The organism is Cognatiluteimonas profundi, from assembly GCF_009792795.1.
Taxonomy (GTDB): Bacteria; Pseudomonadota; Gammaproteobacteria; order Xanthomonadales; family Xanthomonadaceae; genus Cognatiluteimonas; species Cognatiluteimonas profundi.
On record NZ_VKHQ01000004.1, the window covers coordinates 81,964 to 106,096 of the forward strand.

The 24,133-nt window shown below is 67.9% G+C and carries 22 protein-coding genes; 10 read left to right on the top strand and 12 right to left on the bottom strand.

What is annotated here, in order from left to right:
• Positions 1–6 precede the first annotated feature (6 nt).
• Positions 7–1,425 (top strand): TolC family outer membrane protein, encoded by a 1,419-nt coding sequence (locus GST15_RS06975; RefSeq protein WP_159016550.1) that lies wholly within the window; start codon positions 7–9, stop codon positions 1,423–1,425.
• A 7-nt stretch (positions 1,426–1,432) separates the two neighbouring features.
• On the opposite strand, the gene waaA is transcribed toward GST15_RS06975, so the two are convergent.
• The gene (waaA, locus tag GST15_RS06980; RefSeq protein ID WP_159016551.1) at positions 1,433–2,752 is read right to left on the bottom strand and encodes a lipid IV(A) 3-deoxy-D-manno-octulosonic acid transferase; all 1,320 of its coding nucleotides are present in this window, start codon (positions 2,750–2,752) and stop codon (positions 1,433–1,435) included.
• Positions 2,753–2,857: 105 nt separating this feature from the next.
• Here waaA and lpxL point away from each other — a divergent pair, with 105 nt between their 5' ends.
• Entirely contained in the window at positions 2,858–3,784 is a 927-nt protein-coding gene (gene lpxL, locus GST15_RS06985; RefSeq protein ID WP_159017088.1) for an LpxL/LpxP family Kdo(2)-lipid IV(A) lauroyl/palmitoleoyl acyltransferase, read from the top strand.
• Here lpxL and GST15_RS06990 read toward each other — a convergent pair.
• The 5 genes from GST15_RS06990 to lptF form a co-directional block, all read right to left on the bottom strand.
• Positions 3,763–5,127, bottom strand: coding sequence for an O-antigen ligase family protein (locus GST15_RS06990; protein WP_159016552.1), 1,365 nt, complete (start codon positions 5,125–5,127; stop codon positions 3,763–3,765). The two genes, lpxL and GST15_RS06990, sit on opposite strands and share 22 nt — an antisense overlap.
• Complete coding sequence (locus GST15_RS06995) at positions 5,124–6,239, bottom strand: glycosyltransferase (protein ID WP_159016553.1); 1,116 nt, start codon at positions 6,237–6,239, stop codon at positions 5,124–5,126. Before GST15_RS06995 ends, GST15_RS06990 begins: the two co-directional genes overlap by 4 nt.
• Before the next feature lie 19 nt (positions 6,240–6,258).
• Positions 6,259–6,465 carry a zinc-finger domain-containing protein gene (locus GST15_RS07000; protein ID WP_159016554.1) on the bottom strand — a complete coding sequence of 69 codons (207 nt, stop codon included), beginning with the start codon at positions 6,463–6,465 and terminating at the stop codon, positions 6,259–6,261.
• 153 nt (positions 6,466–6,618) lie between these two features.
• The gene (lptG, locus tag GST15_RS07005) at positions 6,619–7,719 is read right to left on the bottom strand and encodes an LPS export ABC transporter permease LptG (RefSeq protein WP_159016555.1); all 1,101 of its coding nucleotides are present in this window, start codon (positions 7,717–7,719) and stop codon (positions 6,619–6,621) included.
• Positions 7,716–8,825 (bottom strand): LPS export ABC transporter permease LptF, encoded by a 1,110-nt coding sequence (lptF, locus tag GST15_RS07010; protein WP_159016556.1) that lies wholly within the window; start codon positions 8,823–8,825, stop codon positions 7,716–7,718. Before lptF ends, lptG begins: the two co-directional genes overlap by 4 nt.
• Before the next feature lie 236 nt (positions 8,826–9,061).
• Here lptF and GST15_RS07015 point away from each other — a divergent pair, with 236 nt between their 5' ends.
• The 3 genes from GST15_RS07015 (at position 9,062) to GST15_RS07025 (ending at position 13,893) form a co-directional block, all read left to right on the top strand.
• Positions 9,062–10,561, top strand: a complete 1,500-nt coding sequence (locus GST15_RS07015) for a leucyl aminopeptidase (RefSeq protein ID WP_159016557.1) — start codon at positions 9,062–9,064, stop codon at positions 10,559–10,561.
• 109 nt (positions 10,562–10,670) lie between these two features.
• Positions 10,671–11,093, top strand: a complete 423-nt coding sequence (locus tag GST15_RS07020) for a DNA polymerase III subunit chi (RefSeq protein WP_159016558.1) — start codon at positions 10,671–10,673, stop codon at positions 11,091–11,093.
• 10 nt (positions 11,094–11,103) lie between these two features.
• Positions 11,104–13,893, top strand: coding sequence for a valine--tRNA ligase (locus GST15_RS07025; protein WP_159016559.1), 2,790 nt, complete (start codon positions 11,104–11,106; stop codon positions 13,891–13,893).
• Between the two features lie 56 nt (positions 13,894–13,949).
• Here the strand turns inward: GST15_RS07025 and rimI are convergent, their stop codons facing one another.
• Genes rimI through pssA form a run of 3 tightly spaced genes read right to left on the bottom strand, consistent with a single transcriptional unit; the run spans position 13,950 to position 15,480 of the window.
• The gene (rimI, locus tag GST15_RS07030; protein ID WP_159016560.1) at positions 13,950–14,435 is read right to left on the bottom strand and encodes a ribosomal protein S18-alanine N-acetyltransferase; all 486 of its coding nucleotides are present in this window, start codon (positions 14,433–14,435) and stop codon (positions 13,950–13,952) included.
• On the bottom strand, positions 14,435–14,680 hold the full coding sequence (locus tag GST15_RS07035; RefSeq protein ID WP_159016561.1) for a hypothetical protein: 246 nt from the start codon (positions 14,678–14,680) through the stop codon (positions 14,435–14,437). The genes rimI and GST15_RS07035 overlap by 1 nt, the downstream gene beginning before the upstream one ends.
• 2 nt (positions 14,681–14,682) lie before the next feature.
• Positions 14,683–15,480, bottom strand: coding sequence for a CDP-diacylglycerol--serine O-phosphatidyltransferase (gene pssA / locus GST15_RS07040; protein ID WP_159016562.1), 798 nt, complete (start codon positions 15,478–15,480; stop codon positions 14,683–14,685).
• 75 nt (positions 15,481–15,555) lie between these two features.
• Here pssA and GST15_RS07045 point away from each other — a divergent pair, with 75 nt between their 5' ends.
• The 4 genes from GST15_RS07045 to GST15_RS07060 all read left to right on the top strand — a co-directional run bounded on the left by GST15_RS07045 (position 15,556) and on the right by GST15_RS07060 (position 18,695).
• Complete coding sequence (locus GST15_RS07045; RefSeq protein ID WP_159016563.1) at positions 15,556–15,963, top strand: DUF4124 domain-containing protein; 408 nt, start codon at positions 15,556–15,558, stop codon at positions 15,961–15,963.
• Positions 15,960–16,244, top strand: coding sequence for a DUF4124 domain-containing protein (locus GST15_RS07050; protein ID WP_159016564.1), 285 nt, complete (start codon positions 15,960–15,962; stop codon positions 16,242–16,244). Before GST15_RS07045 ends, GST15_RS07050 begins: the two co-directional genes overlap by 4 nt.
• Before the next feature lie 44 nt (positions 16,245–16,288).
• Positions 16,289–18,004, top strand: a complete 1,716-nt coding sequence (locus GST15_RS07055) for a proline--tRNA ligase (RefSeq protein WP_159016565.1) — start codon at positions 16,289–16,291, stop codon at positions 18,002–18,004.
• A gap of 193 nt (positions 18,005–18,197) precedes the next feature.
• Positions 18,198–18,695: an H-NS histone family protein gene (locus GST15_RS07060; RefSeq protein ID WP_233263095.1), complete on the top strand. Its 498-nt coding sequence runs from the start codon at positions 18,198–18,200 to the stop codon at positions 18,693–18,695.
• A 70-nt stretch (positions 18,696–18,765) separates the two neighbouring features.
• On the opposite strand, the gene GST15_RS07065 is transcribed toward GST15_RS07060, so the two are convergent.
• Together GST15_RS07065 and GST15_RS07070 are read right to left on the bottom strand one after the other, a co-directional pair.
• Positions 18,766–19,482, bottom strand: coding sequence for a pirin family protein (locus tag GST15_RS07065; protein WP_159016566.1), 717 nt, complete (start codon positions 19,480–19,482; stop codon positions 18,766–18,768).
• Positions 19,483–19,531: 49 nt separating this feature from the next.
• Complete coding sequence (locus GST15_RS07070; protein ID WP_159016567.1) at positions 19,532–20,125, bottom strand: malonic semialdehyde reductase; 594 nt, start codon at positions 20,123–20,125, stop codon at positions 19,532–19,534.
• A 122-nt stretch (positions 20,126–20,247) separates the two neighbouring features.
• On the opposite strand from GST15_RS07070, the gene GST15_RS07075 reads away from it, so the two are divergent.
• Positions 20,248–21,237, top strand: coding sequence for a mitochondrial fission ELM1 family protein (locus GST15_RS07075; protein WP_159016568.1), 990 nt, complete (start codon positions 20,248–20,250; stop codon positions 21,235–21,237).
• On the opposite strand, the gene glnE is transcribed toward GST15_RS07075, so the two are convergent.
• Positions 21,234–24,053: a bifunctional [glutamate--ammonia ligase]-adenylyl-L-tyrosine phosphorylase/[glutamate--ammonia-ligase] adenylyltransferase gene (gene glnE, locus GST15_RS07080; protein WP_159016569.1), complete on the bottom strand. Its 2,820-nt coding sequence runs from the start codon at positions 24,051–24,053 to the stop codon at positions 21,234–21,236. The two genes, GST15_RS07075 and glnE, sit on opposite strands and share 4 nt — an antisense overlap.
• Positions 24,054–24,133 lie beyond the last annotated feature (80 nt).

Here is a 24,133-nt window from a genome sequence, read left to right on the forward strand (position 1 = left end):
TTCCGCATGCGCCGCCCCCTCGTCCTCGCCCTTGCCGTCGCCCTGCTGCCCGTCGCCGGCGCGCACGCCGAAGACCTGCTGCAGACCTATCAGCTCGCACGCGCAGGCGATCCGCAGTTGTCGGCGGCCGAGTCCACGCGGCTGGCGACCCGCGAAGGCGCCGTGCAGGCGCGCGCGGCGCTGCTGCCGCAACTCGACGGTACGGCCACGCTGCAGAAATCCCGCAGCAGTGGCTCGTCCAGCAACACCCAGTTCGACCCGAACACCGGGCAGCCGCTGCAGTTCCAGGTCAACAGCTCGAACGAGACGACGTCGCGCGATATCGGCGTGAACCTGCGACAGATGGTGTACGACCGCGGCAACTTCACCCGCCTCCAGAGCCAGCGCGCGCTGAGCAAGGCCAGTGATTTCCAGCTGCGCTCGGCCGGCGATTCGCTGGTGACGCGTACATCGGCGGCGTACTTCAACGTGCTCGTGGCCATCGAGACCCTGGCCGCGGCCGAAGCGCAGGAAAATGCACTGAAAAAGCAGTTCGATTTCGCCAGCAAGCGGCTGGAGGTCGGCCTGGCGCCGATCACCGACGTGCACGAGGCGCGCGCCCAGTACGAAGGCGCCCGCGCCAACACCATCGTGACCCGCAACGCGCTCGAGGACGCCTACCAGGCGCTGGCCGAGATCACCGGCACGCCGGTGCGCAACCTCAAGGGCCTGCCGGCGGACTTCCAGCCGACGCTTCCATCCGCCAATGACGCCGACGGCTGGGTCGCTTCCGCCATCCAGAACAATCCTGCATTGAAGGCGCAGCAGCTGCAGGTGGAGTCGAGCGAGGCCAACGTCGAGACCGCCCGCGCCGGTCACTGGCCGACGCTGTATCTCAATGGCAACTACGGCGACAACAAGAGCTGGGGCAGCAATACCTTCCAGGGGCTGACGCTGCCCTCGGACCGCGACAGCTCGGGACCGTCGCTCGGGCTGACGCTGAGCGTCCCGATCTTCTCCGGCGGCGCGACGCAGTCGCGCGTGCGCCAGGCACTGGCACAGCGTGATGTCGCCGCCGATCAGCTCGAGCAGCAGAAGCGCGCGCTCGTGCGCAATACGCGCAACGCGTACCGGACGCTGGTCGCGGGCATCAGCGAGGTCGAAGCGCGCCGGCTGGCACTGGTCTCGGCACGCAGCGCCTACTCCGCCTCGCAGGTGGGACTCGAAGTCGGCACGCGCACCGTCCTGGACGTGCTCAACAACCAGCAGACGCTGTTCAACGCCGAGCGCGAATTCGCGCTGGCCCGCTACAACTTCCTGCAAAGCAGGCTGCTGCTGGAGCAGGCTGCGGGCACCCTCGACGTTGCCGACGTACAGGACGTCAACCGGCTGCTGACCGCCGACGCCGAATCGCAACTCGCCCCGGGCGACGTGCAGCAGCGCTGATCGGCGCTCAATACGCCGCCGGCATGTCCGGCGCGATCGCCGCAAGGGTGCGCGCAAGCGCCCCTCGGCCTTGTGCCACGAGTCCGCGCGCCGCCTCGACCATCCGTGCGCGCGTCGCCGTGTCGGCCAGCAGGTGTTCGATATGCTCGCCAACGGCATCGGCATCCGCGCCGATGCGCAGCGCGCCGGCCTGCTCCAGCTGCGCGGCGATGTCGCTGAAATTGTGCAGGTGCGGTCCACTGACGACGGCCGTGCCCGCAGCGGCGGGCTCCAGCAGGTTGTGACCGCCGATGGGCTGCAGGCTGCCGCCAACGAACGCGACCTGCGCGCAGCCATAGAAAGCGATCAACTCGCCCAGGGTATCGATCACGAACACCCCGTCATCGCGATCCGGCCATTGCGTCAGGCGACGCGTCGACACGCGCCATCCGCCATCGACCGACTGCTGCGTCACGGCCTTGAAGCGTTCGGGATGTCGCGGCGCCCACAGCAGCAGGAGATCGGGCCAGCGCTTGCGCAGGCGGTGGTGGATCGCAATGACCGCAGCCTCCTCCTCCGCATGGGTGCTGGCGGCGATCCAGGCCGGACGCTCGCCCACCCAGGTTGAAAACGCGGCGGCAAATGCCGGCAGGCCGACATGGGCGATGTCGAACTTGAGATTGCCGGTCACATGCGCCGAACCCGCAGGCGCACCCAGCCGGCGAAAGCGCTCACGATCGGCTTCGGACTGCGCCAGCACGCCTCGCGTCGTGCGCAGCGCGCGCGCGATCAATGGCCTGAGGACGCGATAGCCCTTCAACGAACGCTCGGACAACCTGGCATTGACGATATAGGTCGGCACGCCGTGGTCACGGCAGCCGAGCAACAGGTTGGGCCACAGCTCGGTTTCCAGGATCAGCGCCAATCGCGGCCGGAAGTGCCGCAGGAAACGCGAGACCGCGCCCGGAAGGTCGTACGGCAGGTACACGTGATCGATCGCGTCTCCCCACAGCGTCCGCACGCGCGCCGAGCCGGTGGGTGTGATCGTGGTGACGAGCAATCGAAGATCGGGGCGGTCGGACAGCAGTGCGTCCACCAGCGGTGCCGCGGCATTGACCTCGCCCACCGACACCGCATGTACCCAGACGACTGGACGGCCGTGGTTGCCGACATTGTCGCCATTGCCATAGACGGCGTAACGCTCGTTCCAGCGCAGGAAATAGTCGCGCTGGCGGAATCCCCGCCAGATCAGGTGGTACACGGTGACGGGGAGCAGCAGGTACAACGCCGCCGAATACACGGCGCGAAGCACCCGTTCGATCATCGTGTCGAGGAATCCGGCCTGCATCGCCACAGCATAGCGAAAGGACCGCGTCGGGCTGCGGATCGATGCCCATGCCGAAACGCCCGCGACCGATCGGCTCGTTAGAATCGCGGCATGAAGAATCACGGGATGACGTCCGCATCGCCCGATTCACCGCCGCTCGGCTGGCGCACATGGCCCGGCTGGATCGGCGTGCTGGTGCTGGTGCTGCTGGCCCGCCTGCCATGGCCCCTGCAACGGATGCTCGGTCGCGGCCTCGGCAGGCTGCTGCGCGCGATGCTGCGGGAACGGCGCGACGTTGCCTCGCGCAATCTCGCGCTGTGCCTGCCGGCGCTGGAACCTGCGGGGCGCGACGCCTTGCTGGCGGAACACTTCGCGGCGCTGGGGATCGGCATCTTCGAGTTCGCGCGCGCGTGGTGGGGAGCCATTGCCCCGCTGCGCCGCGGCCTGCAACTGGAGGGCCTGGAACACCTGGCCGCCGCGCGGGCCAACGGCCGTGGCGTCATCGTCATCTCCGGCCACTTCACCACGCTCGAAGTCTGCGGGCGCCTGCTCTGCGACCACGTGCCGCTGGCCGGGATGTACCGGCCCTACGGCAACGCCGCGATGGAGTGGGCGGTGCGGCGCGGTCGCCTGCGCTACGCGAGCGCCATGTTCACCAAGCAGGATATCCGCGGCGCGGTGCGCCATCTCAAGCGCGGCGGCTTGCTGTGGTATGCGCCAGACCAGGATCCCAGCCGCGGCGACAGCGTTTACGTGCCCTTCCTTGGCCAGCCGGCCAACAGCCTGACGTCGACCCACCAGCTGGCGCGCATGTCCGGTGCCGCAGTGGTGCTGTTCCAGCATGCGCGGTGTGATGACGGCAGCTACCGGCTGCGCCTGCTTCCGGCACTGGAGGCGTTTCCCTCGGCCGATGCCACCGCCGATACCGCGCGGATCATGGCCGGCATCGAAGCGATGGTGCTGCAGGCACCGGCGCAATACCTGTGGATCCACCGACGTTTCAAGCGTCGCCCGCCAGGCGTTGCCGACCCTTATTCCGATTCCATCATCTGATCGGGCGGCGGCGCGGCATCGTCGCCCCGCCCCAGCAGGCTGCCGGCGTACAGCGCCACGAGCAGCAGGGTGACACCGCCCCAGAAGGTCGAATAGAACGCCAGGTGCGTATTGAGCGGGAACACCGTCGCGCCGAGCGCCAGCATCGCGGGACGCGCACGATCGCGCGCCGCCAGCGTCGCGAACCGCCATGCGCGTGCCGCCAGCGCGACCCCCGCCAGCCACAGCAGCAGGCCCAGGGTTCCGGTTTCGCTGAGGATCTCCAGCACGATCTGGTGCGCATGCAGCGCGGGGCCCGTCCCCCATGCGGCCATCACGCCCGGTTGCGGATCGCAACCCGGGAATGCCTCGCGGAAACCCCGCGCGCCGACGCCATTGACCGGATGCTCGCGGACCATGCACAGCGCCGCCGTCCAGATGCGCGCGCGACCCGACAGCGCGACATCCACGCCCTCCTCGTCGGCTGTCAGTGCCTGGCCGGTGCGGACAATGCGCTCGCGCACCTGCGGTACCGACAGCGTCAGCACGCCCAGTGACAAGGCGCCGAACGCGAACACGCCGAGCAGGCGTTTCGCCCCGATCATGCGCCAGCCGGAAAACAGCAGGACAAGCCCGAAGGTGAGCCAGGAGGCACGCGCCCCCGCCAGCAGGATCACCAGCCCCAGCGCCGCAGCCGCCGCGCACCAGCCGACATTGCCGAAGCGCCTGCCTGCCGCGTGCAGGGCGAATGGCGACAAACTGGCCAGCAACAGGCCCAGCTTCAGGTTGCAGGGGCCGAGGATGCCGCTGAGGCGGTCGACACTCGCCAGGTCGCCCGCCGGACACATCGCATGCCCGCTGATCGCATGCTTGATGCTGTCGATTCCCCAGAACAGCGGGCTGGTGCCGGCGAATGCCTGGATCAACGCATCGAGCGTCCATACCCCGACGATGATCGCCAGGCCGGTGAAGGTGACGCGGCGTCCGTGGTTGTCCGCGACCGCCGCGGCGACCAGCCACAGGAACGGCAGGTAGCGCAGGTCGACCAGGGCTTCATCCCAGGCGTGGGCACGGTCGATCGCATCGAAAGCGGAGAACACTTCCGGCAACCAATAAGCGCAGAACAGCGCGCTGGTCAGCGCCCAGGCCGGGGCGCTGAGCAATGCAGTGCCGCCACGGAAGCGCGCCAGCAACAAGCGCGCGATCGCCACCAGCGCGCCCAGCACCATGACGCCTTCGGCATAGCCCGGTGCCGGCCACAAGGCCACGAATGCCAGCACCCACGCGGGGGCCCAGCGCCATCCGATGGGTGCGCGGGTCGGATCAGTCACTGCCGTTGGAGAAGCGATCGGCGCGGTGCTCATGCGAGTTGCTCATAGAGGGCGAGCGTGGCTGCCTGCATCGCACGCAAGCTGTCGGGCATCGTAACCGCAGGCGCGGACGGATTCGCCAGCATCCGGGCAGCGCCCTGCAACAGCGCGCCTGCATCGAAGGGAGCAATGGCCCCTTCGGGTTGCCAGTGCTGCAGCAGTTCGCCAACGCCGCCATGCGACCAACCCAGCACCGGCCGGCCAACCGCCAGCGCTTCGAGCACGGTGCGGCCGAAGGCTTCCGGCTTGCGCGACAACTGCAGCACCAGGTCGCAAGCCGCATACGCCTGGGCAATTGCCGCCGTCGGTGGCGTGATGGCGAGTGCGCTGGCGATGCCGAGCGCCCGCGCGAGGCCTTCGAGCTCATCGATGTAGGCATCGCGGCCGGCCTGGCGTGCGCCGGGCAGCCACAGTCGCGCATCGACTCCGGATCCGCGCAATCCGGCGAGCAGTTGCAGTGCATCGGCATGACCCTTCAGGCGCGTGCCGCGACCGGGGAGCAGCAGCAGGGGTCCGTCGCCAGCCAGCTGCGGCCAGTATTCCGCGACCTGCCGGCGCGCCTGCACCGACTCGCCTGCGGACGCCTGCGGAAAGTCAGCAGGGTCGATGCCGCGCGGTATCACCTGCAATCGCGACGCGTCGGTGCCTGGATAGTGGCGCAGCACGTGCGCGCGGACGGTTTCCGACACGCAGATCACGCGGTCGCCCGACGCCATCACCTGGCTGTAGCGCGATGGCGAATTGAGTCCGTGCACGGTGGTGACGAAGCGCGGCCTACGTGCCGCGGGCAGGCCGCGCAGCGCCATGCGGCCAATCCACGCGGGCAATCGCGACCGTGCATGGACGATATCCACCTGCTGGTCGACGAAAAGCCGCTGCAATGGCCGCACATGGCGAAGCGACAACAGCGACTTGCGGCCGATGTCCATCGCCATGTGCTCGGCGCCGAGCGCCTGCAGCTGCGGCAGCAGGCGGCCGCCGGCCGATACAACGATCGCGCGATGACCCGCCTGCACGAGGGCCTGGGCAATCTCCAGCGTCGAGCGTTCGACGCCACCGGCCTCCAGCGCCGGCAGCAATTGCACAACGGTCAACCGGCGGCTCATGCGCGCCCGGCGACGTCGGTCAGTCGACGAGGATGAAATGCGCCCCGCAATACGGGCATTGCGCCTCGCCGCCCTCCTGCGCCACCGGCAGGTAGACGCGCGGGTGGGAATTCCACAACGCCATCGAGGGCAAGGGACAGCTCAGCGGCAGGTCGGCCCGGCGAACCTCATAACGCTGCTGCGTATTGGCCGGTGCGGTGGCGATGTGCGGGGCGGCGTTGGCCATGGCAGGCGTCGTCGGCTGTAGCGGGGCCCGCAGTTTAGCAGCGCCGGCCGCGGATCGATTTCCGGGGCCTGCTGCGCTTCAACGCATGTCATCAGCGCTGCGCGACGGCGTTCGCGGCCGCGTGACTTCAACGCACCTCACAAGCGCGGCCGCTCACCCACTGCGGCGGCGGAAGAGGACTGTTGATATGCCCAGCATCAGCAGCGATGGGATCAGGTAGGCGATCCGGTAGTCGAACTTGTAGACCCCGGCCAGCTTCACGAACTGCGTCTGCAGCAGCCAGAATCCCAGCGCGAACACGATGCCGATGAACAGGCGCTTGCCGACGCCGCCGCTGCGCAGGCTGCCGAACGCGAACGGCATTGCGGCCAGGCACAGCGCCAGCACGTTGAAGGGATAGAACCATCGTCCCCAGTAGCTTTCCTCGAACTCGCTCGCGTCCAGGCCGTTGCGCTGGCGGTACAGGATGCCGCTGCGCAGCGAACTGGATGGCAGGTACGCGGGTTGGGTCACGCTGGCGGCCAGCGCGGTGTCGTCCAGTTTCGACTGCCAGCGCTCCTCCATGACATCGGTCTGGGTGACCGAACGGGCATCGAACCAGGTCCGCCGCACGTTGTGCATCAACCAGCCCCCCTGGCGGTGTTGGGCGCTGCCGGCACGGGCGATCGATTCCAGCCTGCCCGCATCGTCGAACTCGTACAGGCGCACGTCGCGCAGTTCCAGCCAGTGGTTGTTGCCGTCATTGCGCTCCTGGCCGGTCTGCGCGTTGAGGAAGGTGTTGCCCTCCCGCGCCCACAGGCCCGAGTACTGCGCGACGATCATGTCCCGGGACTTGGCCGATGCCTTCATCGCATCGGCGCGGCGGGTCCCCCAGGGCGACAGGGTTTCACCGTTGATCACCATCAGCGCGGTCAGCACGGACAAGGCCAGCGCCACCGCCAGCCCAAGTCGGCGACGCGACAGGCCCAGAGCGCGCAGCGCGGTCAGCTCGGAGCTGGCCGCGAGCTGGCCCAGTCCCATCAGCGTGCCGATCACCGCGGCCGTCGGAAACAGGGTGTACAAACGCCGCGGCACCGAGAGCACGATGCCCAGCATCGCCGTGGTGAAGGTGTAATCGCCCTTGCCGACATCGCTGACTTCGGAAACGACGGCGAGCACGACGTCCAGGCCCACCAGCACGGCCCAGCTCATCAGCACCGTCCCCAGCAGGACCTTGGCGATGTAGACATCGTGGATCTTGGGAAAGGGCTTCATCGAGCGGCCCTCGCCGCGCGCGGCTTGAATGACAGCTTCGATCGCGGCATGTGCCCGTCGCGCAGGTACATCCACCCGGCCACCGCCAGCAGCGGCACTTCCAGCCACCACAATCCGGCCGTCATCGGCAGCCTGCCACTCGACAGCCAGTCGGTCCCGAGCACCATCAGGTTGGTGCCGATGAGATAGGCGAGGAATCCGACCAGGATGCGGCCATAACGCGCCTGTCGCGGCGAACTGCGCGCCAGCGGCACCGCCAGCAACGCAAAGGCAAGCGCCAGCAACGGCGGCGCGAGTCGATAGTGCAGCTGTGCGGTGGCTTCGCGGCGCGGATCCTTGGACAGCTCGCGCAGGGTCATGGTCTGCGTGTCCTCGCCATCGCGGCGCTCCTGCGTCTGCGGCATCAACATCGCATTGCTGGCGTAGCGCATCAGGCGGTAATCACGGCCTTCGTCCTGCGGACCCTCGACGCGGAATCCGTCCTCCAGCGTCAGGTAACGATCGCTGCGACCGACAAACGACAGCGTGCCGCCGCGGGCGGTGGTGACGTCGATGCGGCCGCCCTCCTGCTTGTAGACGAAGATCCGGTTCAGGTGGGTGCCGTCGTTGGACATCGAGCCGACGTAGACCACGCCGCCGCCGCCCGGCAATTCGGTGAAGCGACCCGGCTCCAGCCCCGCGACCAGCAGGCTGCGGCTGCCGGCGATGATCATGTCCTCCGACGTGCGCTTGGCCCAGGGGCCGAACCAGAGCGAGCACGAGCCGACCAGCACCACCACCGGCAGCACCAGCATCAGGAAGGGACGCAACATGCGCCGGGGCCCGATCCCGATGGAGGTCAGAACCGGCATTTCCGCGTCGCGGTACAGCCGTCCCATCGCCAGCAGCAGGCCAAGCATCAATCCCAGCGGCAGGATCAGCGGCAGGTAACGGATCAATTCCAGGCCCAGCTGCGCCAGCATCATCCCTGCGGGCACGCGACCGCGGGCGACGTCGCCCAGCACGTCGGCGAAGACGCCGCCCAGGCTGACCATCAGCAAGACCACCAGTGCCGCCAAGGTGGCCTGGCTGAATTCACGCAACAGATAACGGTCAAGCTTGGGCATCGGATCTCGGCATCTGCGGCGCTGGTGGGGTTGGCATCGGGCGGGCTTGCTTTAGACTTCGGCCTTGTTTCGTCGTCGACCGCCCGTGCGCAGGGCCGTCGAACCATCCGGCCCGGATCAGCCATTCCTCATTGCTGGCCTGGGGGGATGTGGCCTGCGACCGCTCGTGGCGAGCGAGTCCCGGGATTGTACGGAAGTCACGGAAGCCCACGCCCCCATCCCTTGGAATCTGGTCGATGTCCCTCGAATTCACCCTGAACCGCACTTCCCCCGCCGACGTCGCTGCCGACTGCATCGTGGTAGGCGCCTTCGCCGCCGGCGCCACCGCAGGCGTCTCGCTCAGCCCGGCCGCGCAGGCGATCGATGTCGCCTCCAGCGGCAGGCTCGCTGCGCTGGTTGCCCGCGGGGACGTCACCGGCAAGACCGGCACGACCACCTGGCTGCACGACCTGTCCGGGCTGAAGTCGCCGCGCGTGCTGGTAATGGGATTGGGCGAACAGGCCAAGTTCGCGGTTCCGCAATACATCAAGGCCATCGGCGATGCGGCGCGTGCGCTGCGTACGGGCCCGGTGAAAAGCGCCGTGCTGACCTTGTCCGAGATCGCCGTGCCCGGGCGCAATGCCGCCTGGAACATCCGCCAGGCCGCGATCGCCACCAGCCATGCCTGCTATCGCTACACCGCCACGCTGGGCGCGAAGAACAAGAAACGCGAGGAATCGGGGCTTGCGTCGCTGGCGATCAGCGGCGACGACGCCACCGCGCTGTCGCAGGGCAGCGCGATCGCCGCCGGCGTCACCTTCACCCGCGAGCTCGGCAACCTGCCACCCAACATCTGCAACCCGTCCTACCTCGCCGACCAGGCACGGGAACTCGCGGGGCGCCTGTCGAACGTGCATTGCGACGTGCTCGATCGCGAACAGATGCGCACGCTGGGCATGGGCTCGCTGCTGGCCGTGTCGCAGGGCTCGGCGAACCCGCCCAAGCTGATCGTCCTGCGCTATACCAATGGCGGCGACGCGAAGCCCTACGTGCTGGTCGGCAAGGGCATCACCTTCGACACCGGCGGCATCAACCTCAAGACGCAGGGTGGCGTGGAGGAGATGAAGTACGACATGTGCGGCGCGGCCACGGTCATGGGCACCTTCGTGTCCGCCGTCGGCATGCAGCTGCCGATCAACCTGGTCGTCATCGTGCCGGCAGTCGAGAACATGCCCGATGGCGACAGCTACCGTCCCTCGGACGTGCTCACCAGCATGTCGGGCAAGACCATCGAGGTCGGCAACACCGACGCCGAAGGCCGCCTGATCCTCTGCGACGCGCTCACCTACGCGCAGCGCTTCGAGCCGCAGGCGCTGCTCGACGTCGCCACGCTCACCGGCGCCTGCGTGGTCGCGCTGGGCAAGTACGCCGCCGGCCTGATGAGCAAGCACGACGACCTGTCGTCCGAATTGCTTGCCGCCGGCGAAGACACCTTCGATCGCGCGTGGCGCCTGCCGCTGTGGGACGAATACCAGTCGATGCTCGATTCGGCCTTCGCCGACGTCTACAACATCGGCGGCCGCTGGGCCGGTGCGATCACCGCGGGCTGTTTCCTGTCGCGCTTCACCGAAGGCCAGCGCTGGGCGCACCTGGACATCGCCGGCGTCGCCAATGGCGACGGCAAGATGGGCATGGCCACGGGGCGACCGGTCGGACTGCTGTCGCAGTGGCTGCTCGACCAGGCCCAGAACGGGTGAGAGTCAAAAAGGGGTCAGAGTGAAGTTTTGCGAATGGAATGCTTCGGGGAAGTCTGGATCCTCGGCGCAAAATTCACTCTGACCCCTTTTTGCCCCCGGATCCCTCCCCATGCCGCGCGCCGATTTCTACCTGATCGCCAAGGAGCGTTTCCGCGAGGAGCCGCTGCTGCTGGTGTGCGAACTGGCGCGCAAGGCTTACGACGCCAACCTGTGGACGCTGGTGCTCGCGCGCGACGCCGACCAGGCCGAGGCGCTGGACGAGATGTTGTGGGACATGGGCGACGATGCCTACATCCCGCACCAGATCGCCGGCGATGAGGAAGACGCATTGACGCCCGTGCTCATCGCCACCCCCGATATCGACGCGGCGATGCGCCCGCTGGTGATCAACCTGCGCGATGGCGCGGTCGAAGGCAGCTTCGAGCGCGTGCTGGAAGTCGTGCCGGCCGACGATTCCGCGCGCGAGCCGTTGCGCGAGCGCTGGAAGCAGTACAAGGCGCGCGGGTTGGACCTGAAAAAATTCGACATGTGATGCGATCCCGATGACTGCGCTTGCCCCCGGCTACGACCCCACCCAGTTCGAAGCGCGCCTCTACGCGCAGTGGGAGGCCAGCGGCGTGTTCAAGCCCAGCGGCAAGGGCGAGCCGTACTGCATCCTGCTGCCGCCGCCGAACGTCACCGGCACGCTGCACATGGGGCATGCGTTCCAGCACACGCTGCAGGACGCGCTGGTCCGCTACCACCGCATGCGCGGCTTCGACACGCTGTGGCAGATGGGCACCGACCACGCCGGCATCGCGACCGAGATGGTGGTGTCGCGCAACCTCAAGCTCGAAGGGAGCGCGGACACGCGCGACTCGCTGGGCCGCGAACGTTTCGTCGACAAGGTCTGGGAGTGGCGCGAGCAGTCCGGCCACACCATCGAGCGGCAGATGCGGCGGCTGGGCACGTCGGGCGACTGGTCGCGCAGCGTGTTCACGATGGACCCGATGGCGGCCGAGGCCGTGGTCGAGGCGTTCGTGCGACTGCATGCCGACGGCCTGATCTATCGCGGACAGCGCCTGGTCAACTGGGACCCGGTGCTGAAGACCGCGATCTCCGATCTGGAAGTCGTCAGCGAGGAGGAAGACGGTTTCCTCTGGTCGATTTCCTATCCGCTGACCGATGGCAGCGGCTCGCTGGTCGTGGCGACGACGCGTCCGGAAACCATGCTCGGCGATACCGCGGTGATGGTGCATCCGGATGACGAGCGTTATGCGCACCTGGTCGGAAAGACCGTGACGCTGCCGCTGACGGGCCGCGAGATCCCGGTCATCGCCGATGCCTATGTCGACCGCGAATTCGGCACCGGCGTAGTCAAGGTCACGCCGGCGCACGACTTCAACGATTACGCCGTCGGCCAGCGGCACTCGCTGCCGCTGATCAACATCTTCACGCCTGACGCCGCGACGAACGACGAGGTCCCCGCGCAGTATCGCGGCCTGGATCGTTACGATGCACGCAAACTCGTGCTCGCCGATCTCGACGCCGCGGGACTGCTGGTCGAGACCAAGCCCCACAAGCTGCAGGTGCCGCGCGGCGATCGCACCGGGCAGGTGATCGAGCCGTATCTCACCGACCAGTGGTTCGTGAAGATGGAGGCGCTTGGACAGCGTGGCCTCGAACTGGCCGAGACGGGTGCCGTTCGCTTCGTTCCGGGCAACTGGATCAACACCTATCGCCACTGGATGGAGAACATCCAGGACTGGTGCATCAGCCGGCAATTGTGGTGGGGCCATCGCATCCCGGCGTGGTACGGCACCAACGGGAAGGCGTATGTCGGACGCACCCTGGAAGAAGCCAGTGCCAAGGCCATCGCGGATGGATATCAGGGCACGTTGAGCGACAGTGATCGCGACAACGACGTCCTGGAGACGTGGTTCTCGTCGGCGCTGTGGCCCTTCAGCACGATGGGTTGGCCGGATGCCGGCCTGATGGGAGAACGCGGGTTCGACCGCTACCTGCCCTCGTCGGTGCTGGTCACCGGCTTCGACATCATCTTCTTCTGGGTCGCCCGGATGATCATGATGACCGACAAGCTGGTCGGCGAAGTGCCATTCCACGACGTCTACATCACTGGCCTGGTCCGCGATTCGCACGGGCAGAAGATGTCCAAGTCGAAAGGCAACATCCTCGACCCGCTGGACCTGATCGATGGTATCTCGATCGAGGCACTCGTCGCCAAGCGCACGGCGGGCCTGATGCAGCCACGCATGGCCGAGAAGATCGAAAAGGCCACGCGCAGGGAATTCCCCGACGGCATCCCCGCGTTCGGCGCCGATGCGCTGCGCTTCACCATGGCAGCGCTCGCCGGCCATGGCCGCGACATCAAGTTCGACCTCGGCCGCGCCGAGGGTTACAAGAATTTCTGCAACAAGCTGTGGAATGCGACGCGCTTCGTGCTGATGAACACGGAGGGCGCCACGTTCAGCGGCGCTCCGCAGCCGCAAACCGATGCCGAGCGCTGGATCCTCGCGCAACTGGACAGGGTCGCCGCCGAAGCCGAACAGCATTTCGCCGCCTACCGCTTCGACCTGCTGGCGCAGTCGCTGTACGAGTTCGCCTGGAATGATTTCTGCGACTGGTTCGTCGAGTTGTCCAAGCCCGCGCTCAATGGCGACGCCGCCGCCGCGGCGCAGAGCACGCGACACACGTTGCTGTTCGTGCTGGAGCGGCTGTTGTCGCTGCTGCATCCGCTGATTCCCTTCGTCACCGAAGAGTTGTGGCAATCGGTCGCGCCCCGGCTTGGGATTGTCGGTGGCACGATCATGCTGCGGCCGTATCCGCAGGCGGGCGACCTCACGGCCGCGCCATCGGATGCCGCGGCGGACATCGAATGGCTCAAGGCGATGGTGACCGCGCTGCGACGCGTGCGCAGCGAGCTCAATGTGCCGCCTGCAAAGCTGGTGCCGCTGCTGCTCGCCGATGGCGGCGCGGGCGATCGCGCGCGGGTTGGGCGCTTCGCTGCATCGCTGCGGTTCCTCAACAAGCTCGATTCGATCGACTTCATCGGCGATGCGAACGACGCACCCGCGGCCGCTTCGGCCGTCGTCGGCGAACTGAAACTGCTGGTGCCGCTCGAAGGCCTCGTCGACCTCGGCGCCGAACGCGCGCGCCTGGACAAGGAACTCAAGCGGGTCGACGCGGAGCTCGCCAAGTCCCGGAACAAGCTCGCCAGCGACACGTTCGTGCAGAACGCGCCAGCCGCCGTCGTGGAGCAGGAGCGCCAGCGCCTGCTCGACTGGGGCATGCAGCGCGAAGCGCTGGCGACGCAGCGCGCGAAGCTCGCGTAGGGCGGGTCTCGACCCGCCCTACCTCATGCGGGAAGAGGTCCAGGCAAAAGCCGGACTCAGTCGTCGGCGAACAGTTCCTTCGCCATCACGATCGCGTCCTCGCGGCCACCGCGCGCCGGGTAATAACGCGGGCGCCGGCCGATTTCGTTGAAGCCTTCCGAATCGTAGAGCGCGATGGCCGACGTGTTCGACGGCCGGACTTCCAGGAATACGTGCTGCGCGCCCCGATGCCGCGCGGCCTTGAGCAGTGACCGCAACAGACGCCGGCCATGGCCCTGGCGCTGCACTTCAGGGGCCGTGCAGACATTGAGGACATGCGCTTCATCCGCGGCGATGGTCAACATGCCGTAGCCGATGATCACGCCGTCCAGTTCGAGCACCCACGCCGGATAACCCGCGCGCAGGCAGTCGTGGAAGATGCCGCGCGTCCACGGAAACGGATACGCGCGCAGCTCGATGTCGAGCACCGACTCCAGGTCGTCCACGCGCATCGGCCGCATCGTGGCCGGTGCAGGATCGGCGTGGCCTGCCTGCGCGCTCATCAGGGGTGGCTTCGCAATGTCCGCAATCGGGGCCACGACGCGCGCTTGGCCGCGACATCGCCGCGAAGCTGCGCCCATTCCTGCAGCATGCGCAGCACCTGCGCCAGGTCGGCTGAATCGCGATCGCGCCCGACCGCCCGCAACAACGCATGCAGCAGCGGATCGTCGGGCACCACTGGTGGCGCCTGCACCAGTGGCTCCAGGCCCAGTGCCGCGAGGATCTCGCGCTGGAACGGATCCCACATGGTCATCCCGACAGGGCCTGCGATGATGCGCGCCGCCGCGCCCAGAGCACCGGGCCGGACAATGCGTAGACGGTGGCCGCGGCCAGCAACAGCTTCGGCGGGTCGAGCACCAGTGCGATCAACACCGCAAGCGCGACGACGATGCCCATGAACGGAACGCGGTCTCCCTTCGGACCGCGCGCGCCCTTGAAGCTGCTGTAGCGGATGCGGCTGACCATCAGCAAGGCGGCAATGACGGTGACCGCGATGGCGACGTAGCGCATCTGCGGGCCCTGGAGATCCAGGTCGGTGCAGGTCCAGACAAAGCTGGCCATCAGTCCCGCGGCCGCCGGGCTCGCCAGTCCGATGAACCAGCGCTTGTCGACCTGGGCCACCTGGCTGTTGAATCGCGCCAGGCGCAGCGCCGCGCACGCGGCATAGAGGAAGGCGGTCAGCCAGCCGATCTTGCCCGGCGTGACCCCGTCCAGGCGCAACGATGACAGCGCCCAGTAGTACATCACCAGTGCTGGCGCCATGCCGAAGCTGACAAGGTCGGCCAGCGAGTCGTATTGCACGCCGAACTCGGTCTGGGTGTTGGTCATGCGTGCCACCCGACCGTCGATGCCGTCGAGGATGGCGGCAATGAAGATGGCGATGCACGCCGCCTCGAATCGGCCCTGCGAGGCCGCGATGATCGCGAAGAACCCGCCGAAGAGCCCCCCGGTGGTGAACAGGTTGGGCAGCAGGTAGATCCCCCTGCGGCGCGGCACTGCCCGCAGCTCAGCGCGTTCGCCGTCCTGCTCGTCGGTGTCTTCGTTCATGTCCGGAGTTTAACGGGCTTGCACCGGGGACGGCGCGATGCTGCAATCAGGCTTCCCTCGTGCACGAGAACCCCGATGACCACCAGGATATTGCCGGCACTGTTGGCGGCCTCGCTGCTGCTTGGTTGCGCCACGCTGGCCAACGCCGCCGGCCTGTACCAGTGGAAGGACGCAAAAGGTGTGACCCACTTCGCCGATGCGCCGCCACCCAAGGGACACTTCACCGCACGTGATGTCCATCCCGGCGATCCCGCGCCGGCCGCGCCCGATGCCGCGAAACCCACGCCGGCAAGCACCAATTGCTCCCTCGCCCAGGCCAACCTCAAGCTGCTGCAGGCCGGCGGGGCCATTGGCGTGGATGCCGATGGCGACGGCAAGCCCGATGGGGCGATGACTGCCGACGAGCGCGTGAAGCAGACCGAGCTGGCGCAGAAGAACATCGGCGCGTTCTGCAGCAACGGGGCGCCCGCCGCGTCCCCATGAGAGCTGCCTGGGCGATCGCCGCCGGGCTTGCACTGGGCGGGGGCGCCGCCTGGTGGTTGTCGCACGAGTCGCCGGGCGCGGAGCACCAGCGGCGTGCCCGTGCCGAGCAGGCGGCTGCCGCCAGCGCCCGCGACGCCATCCCCTCCCTGTATCGCTGGCGCGATGCCAATGGCGTGCTGCAGGTGACGGACAAGCCGCCCAAGGGCGTCCACTACGAACGCATCGGCCAGCGTCCGCGCGACGGTATCGAGGTTCGCGGCGACCGCCCGCCAGCCCGCTGACAGTCGCATGGCAGAATGACGGCCCCCTCGCGCGAGCCGTCCCGATGCGTTTGTCCCGGTTCCACCTCCGCACCAGCAAGGAAACGCCCGCCGATGCCGAGATCGTCAGCCACAAGCTGATGCTCAAGGCCGGCATGCTGCGCAAGCTCGCCGCCGGCATCTACACCTGGTCGCCGCTGGGCCTGCGCGTGCTGCGCAAGGTCGAGCGCGTGGTGCGCGAGGAAATGGACCGTGCCGGCGCGATCGAGCTGCTGATGCCGACCATCCAGCCGAAGGAACTCTGGGAGGAGACCGGGCGCTGGCAGAAGTTCGGCCCACAGCTGCTGAAGGTCAAGGACCGCAAGGAGGCCGACTACTGCTACGCCCCGACCGCGGAGGAAGTCATCACCGATTTCGCGCGGCAGGAGCTCGCGAGCTACAAGCAGTTGCCGGTGAACTTCTACCAGATCCAGACCAAGTTCCGCGACGAGATCCGCCCGCGTTTCGGCGCCATGCGCGCGCGCGAATTCCTGATGAAGGATGCGTACTCGTTCCATGCGGACGAGGCCTCGCTGGATGCCGAATACCGCAACATGTACGACACCTACGCACGCATCTTCACGCGCCTGGGCTTGAAGTTCCGCGCGGTGTTCGCCGACACCGGCGCGATCGGCGGCAGCGCGTCGCACGAGTTCCACGTGCTGGCGGACTCGGGTGAGGACGCCATCGCGTTTTCCGACGGCTCGGATTACGCCGCCAACGTCGAGCTGGCCGAAGCCGTATCGCCAGGTGCACGTGCGCCGGCTATGGAACCATTGCGCAAGGTCGACACGCCGACGCAGAAAACCTGCGAGGACGTCGCCGCCCTGCTCGGCCTCCCGCTGCAGCGCACGGTGAAGTCGGTCGCGCTGATGCGCGCGGCGACCGACGGCCAGCCGGCGTTCGTGCTGGCGCTGGTGCGCGGCGATCATTCGGTCAACGAGATCAAGCTGTCCAAGCTCGACGGGATGTCGGATTACCGGCTCGCGAACGAGCAGGAGATCGTCGACCACCTCGGCAGCGAGCCCGGCTTCCTCGGCCCGATCGCGCCGAAACGCCCGATCACAGTGATCGCCGATCGCAGCGTGGCGGCGATGGCGGATTTCGTCGTGGGTGCGAACGAGTCCGGATTCCATATCGCAGGCGTCAACTGGGGCCGCGACCTGCCCGAGCCTGCCGTGGTCGCCGACATCCGCAACGCCATCGCCGGCGATGCATCGCCGGATGGCAAGGGCGTACTCGGCATCGCGCGCGGCATCGAGGTGGGCCACGTGTTCGCGCTCGGCGACAAGTATTCCGAAGCGATGGACTGCACGGTCCTCGACGCCGCCGGCAAGGCCGTGCATCCGCTGATGGGTTGCTACGGCATCGGCGTGTCGCGCATCGTTGCCGCCGCCATCGAACAGAACCATGATGATGCCGGCATCCTCTGGCCGGAGGCGATGGCGCCCTGGCAGGTGGCCGTCTGCGTCATCAATCCGAAGAACGATCCGGCGGTCGCGGACGCAGCCGACGCGCTCTATCGCGAATTGCTCGCGGCGGGCGTCGATGCGGCGCTGGACGATCGTGGGTTGCGTGCGGGGGCGATGTTCGCCGATATCGAACTGATCGGGATTCCGCATCGGGTCGTGGTGTCCGAGCGGGGGTTGGCGGCGGGGATGTTTGAGTATCGGGCGCGTTCGGGCAGCGAGTCGGAGCAGCTGACTCGCGAGGCGTTGCTGGAAAGATTCCGCGCCGCTTGATCAGTCACTTTGCGCAACTGCCTGCGGCGCGATAACGCTTTCGCCGTTGGCGAGTTACTTTTCTTTGATGGCGCCCAAAGAAAAGTAACCAAAAGAAAGGGCGCTTTCCCCGATCAAGGCCAACTTTGGTTGGCGCGTCCCTCGACCATTTCCAGACTCGCCATCCTGGCTCGGCTGAAAACGGCGCACATCCATGTGCGCCGCCCTCCGGGTCGCTGTGCGAGTTCGCATTCCGGCTCTTCTTGAAGAGCGACGGCCACAGGTCGCGCCCGGCCTGTTGCGCTGGCACAATCGCTGGATTCGGATCAAGGAGATTGCCATGTCGATCGACGTCACCCGGTTGTCGGTCAAGGAGCTCGACGCGCTGATCAACCAAGCGAAGAAGCGCAAGGCGACCTTGAGCAAGCGCAAGCCGGTCGCGGTGGTTCGCCAGAAGCTGACGCAGCTGGCCAGGGCGGAGGGCTACTCGATCGCGGAACTGTTCGCGCCGGGGCCAGCGGCGACTCCGCGTGCGGTCAAAAGCGCTGGGAAAGCCAGCAAGTCGAAGGGCGTCTCGACAGGCAAGGTCGCGCCGAAATACCGCAACCCGTCCAATCCCGCGCAGACGTGGGCCGGTCGTGGGATGCAGCCGAAATGGCTGGCCGAGGCGATTGGCAAGGGCGGCAAGCTCGAGGATTTCCTGATCCGCTGAGCCGGCGGCATTGCGCGGAGACGACAACGCCGGCATCTGCCGGCGCTTTGTTTTTGCGATGGGGTGATGTTTACACCGGCAGGTCGAACAGCAGCACGTCCGCGATGTCGTCACCCGTGTCGCGCAATCGATGCGGCCCGTCCTCCTCGACGAATCCCAGCGCATCACCCGCCTGCAAAACGCGACCATCGACGGTCACGGTGCCGCGCGCCACATGCACCCAGTAGCGTCGCGACGGTTCGCAGGCGAATTCCACCTCCTCGCCAGCCGCCAGCAACGCGCCGCGCAGCCAGGCCTGCTGGCGGATCGCGATGCTGCCCGCGTCGCCATCCGGCGAGGCCAGCAGCGCCCAGCGGCCACGGCGGTCCGACGGCTCGAACGTGCGTTGTGCATAGGCGGGCGCCGCATTGACCCGATCGGGTTGCAGCCAGATCTGCAGGAAATGCACCGGCAGCGTCGTCGATGCGTTGAACTCGCTGTGCTCGATGCCATGCCCGGCGCTCATCCACTGCAGATCGCCGGGATGGATGACCCCGCCTTCCCCGCCCGAGCTGCTGTCCTTGTGCGACAGGGCGCCGGACAGGACGTAACTGAGGATTTCCATGTTGGCGTGGCGATGCGGCGGGAACCCGCCACCGGGCGCCACCCGGTCCTCGTTGATGACGCGCAATGGGCCAAAACCCATCCACTCGGGATCATGGTAGTGGCCGAACGAAAACGTATGGCGGCTGTCGAGCCAGCCCGCCTTGACGGTGCCGCGCGCGGCGGATGGACGTTCGATGATCATGCATGCCTCGACATCGGGGGTCGCGGGAAATGTCGCGTGGGCGACGCCATCATTCGATGCGGCAGACCTCGTCGAATCCCAGGCGCGGCGATCGCGCGAAGATGCTCGCCGGGTCGCCATGTCCCAGGTTGACCAGGAAGTTGGAGCGGATGCGGGTGCCGGCGAAGAAGGCCGCATCGAGCATGGCATTGTCGAAACCCGACATCGGTCCGCAATCCAGTCCCAGCGCGCGCGCGGCGAGCAGCAGGTAGGCGCCCTGCAGGCTGCTGTTGCGCAGCGCGATGGTCGTCAGCTCCGCTTCGCTCTTGGTGTCGAACCACGACCTGGCATCGGTATGCGGGAACAGCACCGGCAGCTTGTCGAAGAACGCCAGGTCGTAGGCGACGATCACGGTCACCGGCGCCGCCATCGTCTTGTCGTGGTTGCCGGCATCCAGCGTGGGCCCGAGTTTGGCCTTGGCTTCGGCGGACCGGACGAAGACGAAGCGCGCCGGGCAGGAGTTGGACGTGGTCGGGCCGAACTTCATCACGTCGTACAGCGCATGCAGCGCCTGGTCGCTGACCTCGCCGGAAAATGCGTTGTAGGTGCGGGCCTGCCGGAACAACTGGTCCAGGGCTGATGCGTCGAGCGCGGAATGGGGCATGGGAGGATCCTTTGGAAAGTCGCGCGCCACGCGGTGGCATTCGCCGGCGCGTGCGCGGGGTCGCAGTGTAGAGTGTCGCAAGGCGCATGTCGGTCAACGCAACGAAACGATTGGTCGCACGCATGGAACGATCCGCTCGCCCCGCTGCACGCGATACCGGCGCCGACGCGGCGGCCACATTGGCATTGAGCGATGGCCGCGCGGGCAATGCGCGCCAGGCCGACGCCCTCGCCCGCGCCCTCGGCCTGGAACCTGTCAGGACGCAGGTGATTGCTGCCCATTTGCCGTGGCGCGCCTGGGCACCCCTGCTCGGTCCCGGCAGCGCGCATGCCTTCGGCAGCGATTTTGCGTCCCGGCTGGCCAGTGCCCCGCGACTTGCGATCGGCTGCGGACGACAGGCCGCCCTGGCGACGCGGCTGTTGCGCGCGCACGGGTCGCGCGTCGTGCAGATCCTCGATCCACGACTGGACCCACGACACTGGGACCTGGTGATCACGCCGCAGCACGATCGCCTGCGGGGCGACAACGTGCTGTCGACGGTGGGCAGCCTGCATCCCGTCGATGACTTGTGGCTGGCGCAGGGGCGGGCCGTGTTTCCGACATTCGCCCACCTGCCGCGACCACGTACGACGGTGCTGCTGGGCGCGTCCAGCCGGCATGCACCGCTGGATCGTGCAGCCTTCATGCGGATCGCGACCCTGCTGGATCGCGAGCGCGAGAACAGCGGTGGCAGCGTGCTGCTGACCGCCTCGCGGCGCACGCCGACGGCCCTGCGCGCGGCGCTGCGGCGGCGCTTCGCACAAGTACCGGGATCGGCCTGGCTCGGTCCGGAAGACGGAACGAATCCCTATGCCGGACTGCTCGGCTGGGCCGACCGCATCGTGTGCTCGCCCGACTCGGTGAACATGATCTCCGAGGCCTGCGCCACGACCGTGCCGGTGTATGTGTTCGAACCTGATCGCGCACGCGGCAAACTGCGCATGTTCATCGACACGCTGATGGACCGCGGCCGCATCCGGCCGCTTGACGACAGGATGGCGCCATTCAACGTGCTGCCCTTGCGCGAGACGGCCCGGGTTGCCGCCGAAGTCCGGCAGCGGCTGGGCTTCTAGCCGAAGGCCAGGCCGGCGACGCGCGTCGCTTCGATGACCGCCGCACGCGCTGCCGAGATGGCATCGGTCTGCGCCATGATCCGCGCGCGCCGGTCCAGCGTGCAGCGCAGTCCTGCGTCCAGCAGCACGGCGTGCGCCTGCAGCAGCGTTGCGCAGGCTTGCTGATCGAGCAGGCCCGCCGCGCACAGCGCAGCCAGCAGTCCTGGCGTATCGCGCGGGACCAGCAGCGCGGGCACCGCGTGGGCCTCGCGCAGGACGAGGTATTGCAGCAGGAATTCCAGGTCGACCAGTCCGCCCTCGCCCTGCTTGAGGTCGAACCGGCCCAGGCTGTCGCCGCGATCGGAGCGATCCAGCTCGGCGCGCATCTTCGCCCGCATCCCGGCCACATCGGCGCACAGCGATTGCGGATCGCGCAGCAGCGACAGCGTCTGCCTGCGTGTGTCCTCGAAAGCCGCACACAGCCGTGCATCGCCGGCCACGCAGCGCGCCCGCACCAGCGCCTGGTGTTCCCAGGTCCATGCGCGCTCGCGCTGGTAGTCGGCAAACCCGGACACGGTCGAGACCAGCAGGCCCTTGGCGCCATCCGGGCGCAGGCGCACGTCGACGTCGAACAGGCGGCCCGCGCCGGTCACCGTGCCGAGCAGTGCGACGACCTTCTGCGCAAGCCGTGCGAACCATCGCGGCGCATCGAGCGGCCGCGGGCCAACCGAATGCACGTCGCCGGGCGTGTCGTACAGGAACACGACGTCCAGGTCCGAGCCGAAACCCAATTCCTCCCCACCCAGGCTGCCGTATCCCAGTACCACGAAGCGTCCGCCCGCAGCCTCGCCAGGCAGGATCGGGCCGTGGGCCGCGATCGTCTCCCGCGTCGCCAGCTCCAGCACGGCGGCGATCACGGCATCGGCCAGCCACGCCAGTTGGCGGGCACTGGCCTGGGCGCCCTGGCGCGCATCCAGCGTCGCCAGCGCGATGCGGAAGCTCAGCGCCTGGCGGGCTTCGCCCAGTGCGTGCAATGCCGCTTCGGTATCGCTCGCCGCCAGCGCCGCCGCGCACGCGCGCTGCAGGTCGCCGCGGTCCGGCAGCGGTCCGGCGACCCGCACGTCGAGCAGTTCGTCGAGCAGCACCGGATACGCGGCCAGGCGTTCGGCGAGCAGCGCGCTGCGCGCGACCACGTCGACCAGCCGTTGCAAGGCGGCTGGTTGTTCGTCCAGCAAGGCCAGATAACTGGCGCGACGCAACAGGGTCTGCAGCAGGGGCAGGAGCCGGCGCAGCGCCGCATCGGATTGCGCCGATGCACCGGCAGCGTCGAGCAACGCCGGCAGCACGCGATCCAGCCGTGTCCGCGCCGCGTCCGACAAGGCGCGCAGGGACGGTGCTCGCGCAAGGTCGCGCAGGCTCGCATCGGCGGCGATGACATCGCTGAAGCCAGCGGTCGCCAGCGCATCGGCCTCCCCGGCATCGGGCAGCGCGCGCCAGTAGGTCGACAGTTCGCTCGCGGCGGCCTGGCGTCGCCGCGGCGCCAGCAGCGCGTCGAATTCCGCGCTGACGCGGGCGCGATGCGCGTCCAGCTGCAGCCGCAGGTCCGCCCAGCCATCCATTGCGAGGCCGTTGGCGATGCGCTCGCGCACCTCGGCACTCTCCGGCAGCGCGTGCGTCTGCGCGTCACGCAGCATCTGCAGGCGGTTCTCCAGCCGGCGCAGGAAGCGGTAGGCATCACGCAAGGCTGCCGCGGTGGTCGCTTCGACGTGACCACCCGCGACCAGCGCCTGCAGCGCCGGCTGCAGCCGGCGCTCGCGCAAAGCCGGCTCGCGACCAGCGCGGATCAGCTGCAGGGCCTGTACCAGGAATTCGATTTCGCGGATGCCGCCGGGTCCGCGCTTGATGTCGTCCGCGAGATCCTTGCGCGCGACCTCGGCGGCGATGGTGGCCTTCATCTCGCGCAGGCCATCCAGCGCGCCGTAGTCCAGGTAGCGCCGATACACGAACGGCCGCAACACCTCGAGGAAGCGTTCACCGGCGGCGATGTCGCCGGCGACCGGCCTGGCCTTCTGCCAGGCGTAGCGTTCCCAGTCGCGGCCTTCGCGCTGGAAATACTGCTCCATGGCCGAAAACGACAGCGCGATGCGACCGGCATTGCCGAACGGACGCAGTCGCAGGTCGACGCGATGGCAGAAGCCGTCGGCCGTCAGCTCGTCGAGCAGCTTCGCCAGCTGTTGTCCCAGGCGCGAAAAATAATCCTCGACGCCAATCGCGCGCGGACCGGTGCTGTCCGCGGCGACGCCCTCGCCGTCGTAGGCGTAGACCAGGTCGATGTCGGAGGAGAAGTTCAACTCGCCGCCGCCGAGCTTGCCCAGGCCGAAGACGATCAGTCGTTGTTCGACGCCAGCGGCATTGCGCACGACCCCGAACCGTGCGGCGAATTCGCCTTCCAGCGCACCAAGTGCAAGCTGCAGGCAGCGCTCGGCCAGCGCGGTGCTGCCCGCGAGGGTGTCGTCGACATCGTCCAGCCCCAGCACGTCACGCCACACCAGCCGCGTGGATTCGGCCGCGCGGTAACGACGCAACTCCGCCGCCCATTCGCCACGGTTGCCCGGCGCCAGTTGCGGTGGCGACGCGGCGCCATCCTGCACCAGCAACGACAGCAGCGCCGGTTGCTGCAGCAGCGTTGCGATCGCGAAATCGCTGACGATCGCGAGCCTGTCGACCTGCGCTGCGATGTCGGGATCGGCAAGCAGTGCATCGAGCCCGGCCGAGCGGCTGCGCAATTGCTGCAGGGCCCGCTGTGCGATTGCTTGGTCGGAACCGGCTGCGCTCATCCAGCCGATTCTGGCATGCGCGCGCGGCCACAAAAAAAAGCGGCCGCCCGAAGGCGGCCGCCGATGTCGCAATGCCGCTC